Here is an 11,470-nt window from a genome sequence, read left to right on the forward strand (position 1 = left end):
CGGCAACAAACCGAATATAAAACATTCTCAATTAAGTCGTTGCAAATTCTTTATCCAGAATTTTAGCAGCAATATATCTTGCAACTCCATCCTCGGCATTGGTATTAATTACTTCTAAATCTGGTAAGGCATCTTTTAAAATTGATGGGGCATTTCCCATAATTAAACCTTTTCCCGTTGCTGACAACATTTGCAAATCATTAAACCCATCTCCAAACGAAATAGCTTCATCCAAAGTAAAACCTTCTTTTTCTAACACTTTTTCAATTGCAACTGCCTTGTCTACCGATTTATCCATAAATTCTAAACAAGTTGGCAAGCTAAAAGCGTGGTGCAAATGTTCTGAAGAATTGGCTAAAACAGCATCTCTTACTTTTACCAATTTCTCATGATTGTCGCAAGAAAAGAAAATTTTGATCGCTTTAAAATCTTCAATTGTTTTATAGTCGACCAATTCAGGACGATATTTCAATTCGGCTTGAAAAGAGTTTAATCTTTCATTCCATTTATTAGTCTGCCAAACGTTTTCTTTGAACAATACAACTGTAACATCTGGGTCAATTTCTATATTTAAAGCTGCTTTGACAATATCGCTGTCTAGATTAAAAGCAAAAAGTTCTTCTTTGTTTGGCGAATGGATTCTTCCTCCGTTAGAACTTACAAGATAAACTGGCACTTCAAGTGTGTCTATAATAGCGAATGCGTCTAGGTGATGACGTCCTGTAGCTACAATAATCAAGTAGCCTTGATTGTGAAGTTCTTGAAAAATTGATTTTGTATATTCTGAAATTCTGTGTTGTGGGTTGAGTAAAGTTCCGTCAAGGTCACTTACTACAGCTTTTATATTTTTAGGTTTTGTCATATTAATTATCAAATTCGATGAAATGCAAATTTAAAGCTTTAAGACCGTTTAGCCAAAGATTACGCGCTTTGAAAGCTAGATTTGAGGTAAGTTTATTATTTATTTAACTTAAATACCCAAACAAATTAAACAAAACAGCAATAACCAAAATCACTTTATAAATATTTTATTTCAGCAGATTTTGTATGCTAAGGCCAGATAAATTAATTAATTCTTTTGAAATTGTTTCGCTAACAACTCCACCCGCTACCATTTCAAAACCTTTACCAACTAATAATGTTTTCCAATTCTTCTTTCCCAAATAAAAGAGTCCTTTCATTTCTTCTATTTCTTCTGAAAGATCATCATAAATAACATTTTGACCCTTTTTTAGGATTTCAATTTCATCTATTATTTTATCTAATTTATCGCAAAACATTTGTTTTTCTTCTGAAGTAAAACAATCATTTTTATCTTCAGAAATTGAATAGTCTTCTAACAAATTATTAACATAAAAAATTGATTTTAAGTGCCATTTCAATTTTTCACAATCCTTTTTTTCCTTACAATTAGCAAAATGGTCATCATACATTTCTTGTATGGAGCTTCTAACACTTTTCAAAAATATAATTTTATCAGCTTCTTTTTTGTACCTAGACAATTCTTTATCAAGTCCGTTTAGAAAATAGTTTTTATTTTCTGAACTTACATAATATTCATCTAAAAACTCATTAGCAATTTCTTCAACTATATTTACCATACTATTCTAATTTTATAATCAATTCTTAAATTAAAAAAAATATTCGTTTTGCAATTTTCAAAAGAAAACATACAAAACGAATATTAATAAATGTTAAAACACAATTCACGATTTACATTTAACATTTCACTAAAATTTATAATTAATCGTGATTTTCTATTTGCTTATATGCATCGATTACCTTTTTAACCAATCTGTGGCGAACGATATCTTTATCATCCAAATAAATAATTCCGATGCCATCAATGTCTTTTAGAACCAAAAGTGCTTCCTTAAGACCAGAAATGGTTCTTCGCGGTAAATCGACCTGTCCAGGATCACCTGTAATCATGAATTTGGCATTTTTCCCCATACGGGTCAAAAACATTTTCATTTGTGAGTGAGTGGTATTCTGAGCTTCATCAAGAATTACAAAAGCATTGTCAAGAGTTCGTCCACGCATGAAAGCCAAAGGTGCAATTTGAATAATTCCTTTTAGAATATAATCTTCCAGTTTTTCATTCGGAATCATATCGCGTAATGCGTCATAAAGTGGCTGCATATAAGGATCTAGCTTTTCTTTCATATCTCCAGGCAAGAAACCTAGGTTTTCACCAGCTTCAACTGCAGGACGCGTCAGAATAATTCTTTTTACTTCTTTATCCTTTAGCATTTTTACAGCCATTGCAACTCCCGTGTACGTTTTTCCTGTTCCGGCTGGACCTACTGCAAAAACCATATCGTTCTTTTTTACAGTATCAACCAGCAATTGCTGATTTGGAGTCATTGCCTTTACAATCTTACCGCCAACACCATGAACTAAGATTTTGTCATGATCGTAAGCTCTCTTTTCATCCTGACCATCACTCATTATTACACGTTCTATTACATTATCGTCAATATTATTGTAACGTGTAAAGTGAAGCATTAATCTTTGAAATCTTTTTTCGAATTCGTCTAAAACTTCTTTTTCGCCAAATGCTTTTAAAGTTGTCCCTCGTGCTACGATTTTAAGCTTTGGGTAATACTTTTTAATGATTTCTAGATGGCTATCCTGTGCGCCCCAAAACTCTTTTGGAGCAATGTCTACTAGCTCGATTATTCTTTCGTTCAAATGAAGTAGTTTTAAATTAAAAATTCCTTTTAATATTTAGTGGTTGTCGGGTCTTTTTTATAGTCACACTATTCGATTGCAGTTTTCAGTTTTTCTATTTCTTAACATAAATCCGTGTTTCTGAATATTGTAACTTGCAAATACTTTAAAAAACACAATTTGTCTTTTCTTTCTTTCAATTTGTGTTTACTATTATTAGCTTTGCATTTCTCAAATTTAATGAAAATTAGATTTAAATACTATCAATAGTTATAAACAAAAATATGTCAATAATTACCCTTACTACAGACTACGGCTTAAAAGATCACTTTGTGGGGTCGCTGAAGGGTAAAATACTTTCTGAAAATCCAGAGGTTCAAATCGTTGACATTTCTCATGACATTGATCCCTTTAATACTGCCGAAGCAAGTTATATAATTGGCGCAGCTTATATGAGTTTCCCAAAAGGAACGGTACACTTAATTGGTGTTGATATTGAACGCAATAAAGAGAACCAGCATATAGCCATGCAATGGAACGATCACTACTTTATTTGTGCAGATAACGGAATCTTGAGCATGCTGACACAGAAAATCGTTCCACAAAAGATTGTGGCAATCAATATTCACGATCGTTTCCCGATTGAAGCTACAGATTTAGATATCTTCATTCAGGTCGCTTCTCACTTATCAAAAGGCGGTTTATTGAATGTAATTGGAAAAGAAATCCCTGCCATTAAAGAAGCTACCGAATTGCAAGCTCTTGTAGCAGATGACGGAAATTCTATAAAAGGAAACATCATTTACATTGACCATTTTGGAAACGTTGTAACTAATATCTCAAAAAAGCAATTCTTAGAAATTTCGCGCGGACGTCCGTATGAAATTGTGATGAATCCAAAAAACATCAAAACGATTCTGCCAAATTATTCGGCTATTGCAACTTCAGACAAATATCCGATTAAAACTTATGAAGGAGAAAAATTGGCTATTTTTAATGAAGCTGGTTTTCTTGAAATCGCTATTTTCAGAAGCAATCCTTCTAAAGTGGGTTCTGCAAATAGTCTTCTTGGATTGAATTATCGTGATGTGATTACTATTAAATTCTCCTAAAATTAATTCTTAGACTTTATTTTTTTTGCTCGCAGATTTCACTGATTGAGCAGATATACACTGTTTTTTTTTGTGCTTTCTGTCATTTCGACGAAGGAGAAATCTTCGCAAGAAACTCCACAAAAAAAGTCGCCAAGCTTTATAGAGCTACTAGTGAAGATTTCTCCTTCGTCGAAATGACAATATTGTCTAAAAAAAGTATTCAAAATATTTATAAAAACAACAATCTATTTTGGTATTTTTGCGCACCTGTAAGACTTTAGGCAATTCAAAAAATCTAAAATCAACAGTCTAAAATCTAAAATTACAAACATGTTTGTTCGAATAGTAAAAATGAGTTTTCACGAAGAAAAAATTCCTGATTTTCTAGAAAATTTTGAATCGGTGAAACACAAAATACGAAATGCCGAAGGAAATCGTTTTTTAGAATTGTATCAGGACAAAAATGACAAATGCATCTTTTTCACTTACAGTTACTGGGAAACCGAAGAAGATTTAGAAAATTATAGAAATTCTGAACTGTTTGATACTGTTTGGAGTTTTACAAAAAAACTATTCAATGCAAAGCCAGAAGCTTGGAGTGTTGATAAATTGGTGAGTTTAAATTAAAACTATATTTAACCGCAAAGAACGCAAGTTTTTTTCTTAAAAAGCTCTGTAAAAACGCTAAGTTCGCAAAGCTTTAAGTAAAAAACTTTGCGAACATTGCGTAAAACTTTGCGTTCTTTGCGGTTAAAAAAAAACTTGAAACAAAATATATGAAGTCTATAATATTACGAGAAATAAAATCCTTTTTTGGTTCTCCTATTGGCTATTTAGTTATTGCGATTTTCTTAATCAGCAACGGACTATTTCTATGGGTCTTTGAAGGAGATTATAACATTCTAAATACCGGTTATGCCGATTTAACTCCATTTTTCACGTTAGCACCTTGGATTTTGATTTTCCTAATTCCAGCCGTAACCATGAGAAGTTTCTCTGACGAAAAAAAACAAGGAACTTTGGAATTACTTTTAACAAAACCTTTATCAATCTGGGAAATTGTAAATGGTAAATTCTTTGGCTCATTTTTACTGATTATTTTAGCCATTATTCCAACTTTAATTTACGTAAAAGTAATTTCAGATTTAGGTTCACCAGAAGGCAATATTGACATGGGAAGCACAATTGGTTCTTATTTCGGATTGTTGTTTTTAATCGCTTCCTATTCAGCAATCGGAATCTTCACTTCTACCCTTTCAGAAAATCAGATCGTGGCTTTTATTGTTGCCGTTTTTCTTTGCTTTTTCTTTTATTTTGGTTTTGAAGGTCTAGCTTCTTTAATTCCTGGCTCAAACAATTTTATTTCGATTTTAGGAATGCAGAGCCATTTTAAAAGTATGAGTCGTGGTGTCATTGATACTCGAGATATTATTTATTTCATAAGCATTGCCATTGCTTTCTTGTCTTTTACTGTTTACCAATTAAAATCTTTTAAAGCCTAATGAAACTATCTACTAAACATAACTTAAAGACGTTAGGCATCACAATTTTTATTTTAGTTGTATTAAATGTCCTTGGAACCTTATTTTTTCACCGTTTTGATTTAACCAAAGACAAACGTTATACCTTATCGCCAACTTCGTTAGGAATTGTAAAACAAGTCAAAAATCCGCTTTCTATAAAAATATATATGGCAGGTGATCTTCCAGCCGATTTTAGACGTTTACAACAGGAAACCAAACAATTATTGGAAGAATTTCAAGCCTATAATAGCAATATTGTTTTTGAATTTGTTGATCCGTTAGAAAATGAAGAAGAAAGTGACGAATTGACAAAATCGCTTTTCCAAAAAGGATTAACTCCAATAAACATTACTGTTGATGATAAAGGAAAACAATCTCAGGCGATGGTTTTTCCGTGGGCAGTTGCGGTTTATAACAACAAAGAAGTTAATATTCCATTATTAAAAAACATAATGGGAGCTTCTACAACTCAGAAAGTAATAGGGTCAATTCAGCATTTAGAATATTCTATTGCAGGTGCTATTAATAAAATCACAAAAGACAAACAGAAAAAAGTTGCGATCATAAAAGGAAACGGTGAATTAAACGAAATTCACGTTGCTAAAATGCTAATGCAGATTCGCGAAAGTTATTTTATTGGACCATTCACTTTAGATTCAGTTGCTAAAGATCCGAACGGAACTTTAAATGCATTAAAAAAATACGATTTAGCCATTATTTCTAAACCAACAGAAAAATTTTCTGACGAAGAAAAAGAGGTTCTGGATCAGTTTATTATGAACGGCGGAAAAACACTTTGGCTAATTGACCAAGTCGCTGCCGATATGGACAGTTTATATAATGATATGGGCGCAACTCTGGCATATCCAAGAGATTTAAATTTGAACGATATGTTCTTTAAATACGGATTCAGAATTAACCCTGATTTAATTAAAGACGAGCAAGGAAGCCCGATTAAACTAGCAACTGGCGAACAAGGGAGTGCAACGCAATATCAGGATTTTATCTGGAAATTTGCACCACAGGTTTATCCAACTAGCCAACATGCTATCGTTAAAAATCTAGGCGGAATTAAATTCGATTTCGCAAATCCGATTGACACTTTGAAAAACGGAATTAAGAAAACCGTTTTATTACAATCTTCTCAATACTCTAAAACAGTTGGCTCTCCTGTAGAAGTTAATCTGAATATGGTTACCGAAAAAACAACTCCGCAGGATTATTTGAATAAGGGAAATAAACCGCTTGCTGTTTTATTGGAAGGTTCTTTTCATTCTGCTTTTGAAAATAGAGTATTGCCTTTTAAAGACAATTCTTTTGCAACAAAAGGAAAGCCAAACAAAATGATTGTTGTTGCCGACGGAGATATTGCAAGAAATCAATTGGATAAAAATATGATGCCCGTTGAGCTAGGTTACGATCAAAGAACAGGAAATCTATATGATAATAAAGACTTCGTTATGAATTGTATCAATTATCTTTTAGACGATACTGGACTTATTAACATTAGAAGTAAAGATGTAGAATTGCCTTTGTTAGATAAAGAAAAAGTATACGAAAGCTATACCTTTACTCAATTCATAACTATCGGAGTTCCAATTCTAATTTTATTGGTTTTCGGACTTGTATTTACTTTTGTAAGAAAAAGAAAATACAGCAAATAGATGTTAATAAAAAAATGTCATACTTTAGATAGTTTAAGATATATTTGTAATCCGTATATTTAGCCCTTTATTGGCTAGAGCATCCATCAAAAAATAAAATAAAACAGATGAAATTTATAGTATCGAGTTCATACTTATTAAAACAATTACAAGTTTTAGGTAGTGTAATCAATAGTAACAATACGTTGCCTATTTTAGACAACTTTTTATTTGAACTAAACAGCAATGAGTTGACCGTTTCGGCTTCAGATCTTGAAACAACAATGTCGGCTACATTATCGATCGATTCTACAAGCAAAGGAAGCGTAGCAGTTCCTGCTAAACTTTTGCTTGAAATTTTAAAAACGTTCCCAGAGCAGCCGTTAACTTTTACTGTTGAAGACAATAACACAGTAGAAATTAGTTCTAATTCTGGTAAATATGCATTGGCTTATGCTGCAGGAGAAGAATTCCCTAAAGCAGTAAGTCTTGAAGATCCATCTGTAACACTTGTTCCTGCAGAAGTTTTGGCAACTGCGGTTAGTAAAACTATTTTTGCTGCTGGAAACGATGATTTACGTCCGGTAATGTCTGGAGTTTTCTTCCAGTTTTCACCAGAAGGATTAATTTTCGTAGCAACAGATGCTCACAAATTGGTAAAATATGCGCGTACAGATGTAAAAGCATCTCAAGTAGCAGATTTCATTATGCCTAAAAAACCTTTAAACATTTTAAAAAGTATTTTAGGAACTTCTGATGCTGAAGTAAAAATTGAATATAACGATTCGAATGCGACTTTCTCATTTGACAATTATATCTTAATGTGTCGTTTAATCGACGGAAAATACCCTAATTACGAAGCGGTAATTCCAAAAGAGAATCCAAACAAATTAATGATTGACCGTTCTTTATTCTTAAGTTCTGTTAAACGTGTTGCGATTTTCTCTAACAAAACTACACATCAAATTCGTTTGAAAATTGCTGGAGCAGAATTAAATGTTTCTGCAGAAGATATTGACTACTCAAACAAAGCAGAAGAAAGATTGACTTGTGATTATCAAGGAGATGATTTACAAATTGGTTTCAACTCTCGTTTCTTGACTGAAATGCTGACAAACCTACAATCTGACATGATTATGCTTGAAATGTCGTTACCAAATAGAGCTGGTATTTTAACGCCAGTTGATGGTTTAGAAGAGGGAGAAACAGTTACTATGCTTGTAATGCCTGTAATGTTAAATAGTTAACATTAAAGTTTCTTTCTGTTACAGGGATATTTTTTAGTTCTAAATAAAAGATATATCATTGTAAAAAAAAAGATATCGCTATTAACCAACCATTTTTTATACCTAGAAACCGCAATTCCCATAAAGAGTTGCGGTTTTTTATTTGATTTTATTTGTTTCAAGTTTCAGGTTTCAAGTTGATATACTATGCGTATATTTTTTACCACAAAGTTCGCAAAGGTTTTACGCAAAGTTCGCTAAGATTTTACTTAGGATTGTTTTAGAATACTACGAAAGTAAAGCTTTATGTACTTATAGTCTTTACAAAGACTTTAGAAAAAAGAAAACTTTGTGACCTTTGCGTAAAACCTTTTCGAACTTTGCGATTTAAAAAACACAAAGCAGATCAACTTGAAACTTGAAACTTTAAACCTGAAACAATTTTTTTCCGTAATTTTGCAAAATGAAAATAGAAATTTGGTCGGACATCATGTGTCCGTTTTGTTATATCGGAAAAAGACAGTTGGAAACTGCGCTTGCAGTATTTCCAAATGACGAATTTGAAATTGAATGGAAAAGTTTTCAGCTTGATCCAACTATTACTGCTCAACCTGATATGGACGTTTACACGTTCTTAGCAGAAAGAAAAGGCATGTCGATTGAACAATCTAAAGAAATGCACAAAGGTGTCGCAGAACGCGCTAAAAGTGTTGGTTTAGATTATAATTTCGACAAAGCGGTAATCTCTAATTCCTTAAATGCTCATAGAATCATTCAATTGGCCAAAACCAAAAATATGGGCGATCGAATGGAAGAAATATTATTTAAAGCTTATTTTACTGATGGACGAGATTTAAACAACGGTCCTACGTTAATAGAATTAGGTATTCAGGCTGGTTTGGAAGAAAATGAAATTAGAGAAGTGTTAGAAAGCGATACTTTATATTTAAAAGAAGTGCAATCTGACATTAAAGAAGCTGGAGAAATTGGCGTTCAAGGCGTTCCGTTTTTTGTATTTGATCGTAAATATGCTGTTTCAGGAGCACAACCTGTAGAAACTTTTGTAAAAACAATTCAAGAGGTTTTAAAATAAATCTTGCCTTATAAAACTTAAAAGCGTGCTGTCTATATATAAACAGCACGCTTTTATTATTTAGTTATTTAATAAACTAAAAAATTAATGCCCAGCTCTACCTTTAGAATCATTTGATTTTGTTGTAGTGCTTTTTCCTCTAGAACCAGAAGTTGATTTTTGAGTTTTTCCAGAATCTTTCATTCCAGATTTCGAATCTTTTCTTGAAGTTTCCATAATGTTATAATTTTTTAAATAATTAATATATACAAAGTTGCAAAATACGTAAATGCTTATTTTACAGAATTGTAATTGAATTTTATAAAATAAAAATTAAGACAAAAATTTGCAGAAACGAATCATGTAAAATTAAAATCGAATCTTATAATTTTTTCAAGTATCTAATTTTCAAATTTGTATATATCAAAAGTCGAAAAATTACAACTTAAAAATAGTAGTTATGAGTACAGATAGTAACAACCTAAAAATTGCAAGATTAAACAATCTTAAGTGCAGAAAACCTGATCATATTGATACTGCACATGAAAATGAAGCTTTGGATGAAGAGTTTACTTCAGGGCAAAATCCAGATACCAACTACAAAAATCAATACAATTGCTATTCTAATGATTGCTATCAAATTATTGAAAGCGGATTAAATGTTGCTGAGGATAATACTCCTTTTTCAACTTATGATGATGCTAATCCTTATGATAGCTATAATTTAGATAATGAAGATGATAAATACAACTGTCCACCTTATACAAATTTTGAATACTAAAAAATCTTAAAACAGTTATGTCGCCAAAAAATGATCAGGAAGTTATGAATGAATATTTGTCTAATGAAAGAACTTTATTAGCATGGCTTCGTACTGGAATTGGGATCATGGTTTTTGGATTTGTGGCAGTAAAATTTTCTTTATTTCTAAAACAGGTTCCCGCTAAACATTTAGCAGAAACTGTCCCGCCCAATAGTAACTTTACCATCTATTTAGGAATTGGTTTATTAATTGCTGGCGCATTAACTATTTTGCTGTCTTACCTACGGTACATTCACACTATCAAACTATTAAAAAAAGGAAAGTATCAATATTCAACCGCAATGCTTACCTTTATTACAATGATGCTTTTTATATTGAGCATATCACTTATAGCTTATCTAATTATCGCAGCAAGCGCGTAAAAATTATCTAATTGCCAAATTTCCTGATGATCTAATTAAAAAATGAATCCGCCATTATTACAATTTAACGACAAAGGAATTTACTGCCAACAGGCAGATGTTTATCTTGATCCGTGGCGGCCAGTTACCAATGCCATAATAACACATGGTCATTCTGATCATGCACGTTGGGGACATCAAAACTATATTACTCATTATTCCAATATTCCCATTATAAAATATCGACTTGGAGACATTAATGTTTCGGGAAAAAACTGGAATGAAACTTTTACTATAAACGGCGTAAAATTCTCTTTTCATCCAGCAGGACATATTATTGGTTCGGCACAAATTAGAGTGGAATACAAAGGTGAAATTTGGGTTTTTACAGGCGATTATAAAACAGAAGACGACGGAATTTCAGTTCCATATGAAGTCGTAAAATGCCATTCTTTCATAACCGAATGTACTTTCGGACTTCCCGCTTTTAAATGGGAACCGCAAGCAGATGTTATGACTGAAATTAATAATTGGTGGGCTGAGAATCGTGCAGAAGGAAAAACCTCTGTCCTCTTTGGATATTCTTTAGGAAAAGCACAGCGATTATTAAAAAATCTAGATACAAACATTGGGCAAATTTACACTCATGGCGCAATAGAAAATATGACCAATATTGTGCGCCCAATGATTGATTTGCCACCAACTATACGAGTAACTGCCGAAACTAAAAAAGAAGATTTATTAGGCAATATTGTAATTGCTCCGCCAAGCGCACACGGAAGCACTTGGATTAGAAAAATGACTCCTTTTGTAACAGGAACAGCAAGCGGTTGGATGGCTTTTAGAGGAGCAAGACGCAGACGAGCCGTTGACCGCGGATTTGTTTTAAGCGATCACTGTGACTGGACCGGTTTATTGGAAAGCATAAAAGCAACCGGCGCAGAAAGAGTCATCTGCACTCATGGCTATTCAGATATTTTCTCGAGATATCTAAGAGAATTAGGCTATGATGCCAGAACAGCAAACACGCAATATGAAGGAGAAACTAATAATACAGATGAAGAATAATTGTAAA

The 11,470-nt window shown here is 32.5% G+C and carries 13 protein-coding genes; 9 read left to right on the forward strand and 4 right to left on the reverse strand.

The features are described 5' to 3' along the window. Nucleotides 1–31: 31 nt before the first annotated feature. The 3 genes from OZP10_RS21690 to OZP10_RS21700 all read right to left on the reverse strand — a co-directional run bounded on the left by OZP10_RS21690 (nucleotide 32) and on the right by OZP10_RS21700 (nucleotide 2,694). Complete coding sequence (locus OZP10_RS21690) at nucleotides 32–862, reverse strand: Cof-type HAD-IIB family hydrolase (protein WP_281632740.1); 831 nt, start codon at nucleotides 860–862, stop codon at nucleotides 32–34. 166 nt (nucleotides 863–1,028) lie between these two features. Then, nucleotides 1,029–1,601: a hypothetical protein gene (locus OZP10_RS21695; RefSeq protein WP_281632741.1), complete on the reverse strand. Its 573-nt coding sequence runs from the start codon at nucleotides 1,599–1,601 to the stop codon at nucleotides 1,029–1,031. 142 nt (nucleotides 1,602–1,743) lie between these two features. Continuing rightward, complete coding sequence (locus tag OZP10_RS21700) at nucleotides 1,744–2,694, reverse strand: PhoH family protein (RefSeq protein ID WP_281632742.1); 951 nt, start codon at nucleotides 2,692–2,694, stop codon at nucleotides 1,744–1,746. A 263-nt stretch (nucleotides 2,695–2,957) separates the two neighbouring features. Between OZP10_RS21700 and OZP10_RS21705 the strand changes: the two genes are divergently transcribed. The 6 genes from OZP10_RS21705 to OZP10_RS21730 all read left to right on the forward strand — a co-directional run bounded on the left by OZP10_RS21705 (nucleotide 2,958) and on the right by OZP10_RS21730 (nucleotide 9,252). Then, nucleotides 2,958–3,785, forward strand: a complete 828-nt coding sequence (locus OZP10_RS21705; RefSeq protein ID WP_281632743.1) for an SAM hydrolase/SAM-dependent halogenase family protein — start codon at nucleotides 2,958–2,960, stop codon at nucleotides 3,783–3,785. Nucleotides 3,786–4,097: 312 nt separating this feature from the next. After that, on the forward strand, nucleotides 4,098–4,394 hold the full coding sequence (locus OZP10_RS21710; RefSeq protein ID WP_281632744.1) for a putative quinol monooxygenase: 297 nt from the start codon (nucleotides 4,098–4,100) through the stop codon (nucleotides 4,392–4,394). A 149-nt stretch (nucleotides 4,395–4,543) separates the two neighbouring features. Then, complete coding sequence (gldF, locus tag OZP10_RS21715; RefSeq protein ID WP_202006407.1) at nucleotides 4,544–5,269, forward strand: gliding motility-associated ABC transporter permease subunit GldF; 726 nt, start codon at nucleotides 4,544–4,546, stop codon at nucleotides 5,267–5,269. After that, nucleotides 5,269–6,954, forward strand: coding sequence for a gliding motility-associated ABC transporter substrate-binding protein GldG (gene gldG / locus OZP10_RS21720; RefSeq protein ID WP_281632745.1), 1,686 nt, complete (start codon nucleotides 5,269–5,271; stop codon nucleotides 6,952–6,954). Before gldF ends, gldG begins: the two co-directional genes overlap by 1 nt. 107 nt (nucleotides 6,955–7,061) lie before the next feature. Further along, nucleotides 7,062–8,180 carry a DNA polymerase III subunit beta gene (dnaN, locus tag OZP10_RS21725; RefSeq protein ID WP_111423316.1) on the forward strand — a complete coding sequence of 373 codons (1,119 nt, stop codon included), beginning with the start codon at nucleotides 7,062–7,064 and terminating at the stop codon, nucleotides 8,178–8,180. A gap of 442 nt (nucleotides 8,181–8,622) precedes the next feature. Next, nucleotides 8,623–9,252, forward strand: coding sequence for a DsbA family oxidoreductase (locus OZP10_RS21730; protein ID WP_281632746.1), 630 nt, complete (start codon nucleotides 8,623–8,625; stop codon nucleotides 9,250–9,252). A gap of 84 nt (nucleotides 9,253–9,336) precedes the next feature. Here the strand turns inward: OZP10_RS21730 and OZP10_RS21735 are convergent, their stop codons facing one another. Continuing rightward, on the reverse strand, nucleotides 9,337–9,468 hold the full coding sequence (locus tag OZP10_RS21735; RefSeq protein WP_262510489.1) for a hypothetical protein: 132 nt from the start codon (nucleotides 9,466–9,468) through the stop codon (nucleotides 9,337–9,339). Nucleotides 9,469–9,691: 223 nt separating this feature from the next. Here OZP10_RS21735 and OZP10_RS21740 point away from each other — a divergent pair, with 223 nt between their 5' ends. Genes OZP10_RS21740 through OZP10_RS21750 form a run of 3 tightly spaced genes read left to right on the forward strand, consistent with a single transcriptional unit; the run spans nucleotide 9,692 to nucleotide 11,463 of the window. Then, entirely contained in the window at nucleotides 9,692–10,012 is a 321-nt protein-coding gene (locus OZP10_RS21740; protein ID WP_281632747.1) for a hypothetical protein, read from the forward strand. Nucleotides 10,013–10,029: 17 nt separating this feature from the next. Continuing rightward, on the forward strand, nucleotides 10,030–10,416 hold the full coding sequence (locus tag OZP10_RS21745) for a YidH family protein (RefSeq protein ID WP_281632748.1): 387 nt from the start codon (nucleotides 10,030–10,032) through the stop codon (nucleotides 10,414–10,416). 42 nt (nucleotides 10,417–10,458) lie between these two features. Then, nucleotides 10,459–11,463: a ligase-associated DNA damage response exonuclease gene (locus OZP10_RS21750; protein ID WP_281632749.1), complete on the forward strand. Its 1,005-nt coding sequence runs from the start codon at nucleotides 10,459–10,461 to the stop codon at nucleotides 11,461–11,463. Nucleotides 11,464–11,470: the final 7 nt, after the last annotated feature.

Origin of the sequence: Flavobacterium luteolum, assembly GCF_027111275.1 — a bacterium.
Lineage (GTDB): Bacteria > Bacteroidota > Bacteroidia > Flavobacteriales > Flavobacteriaceae > Flavobacterium > Flavobacterium luteolum.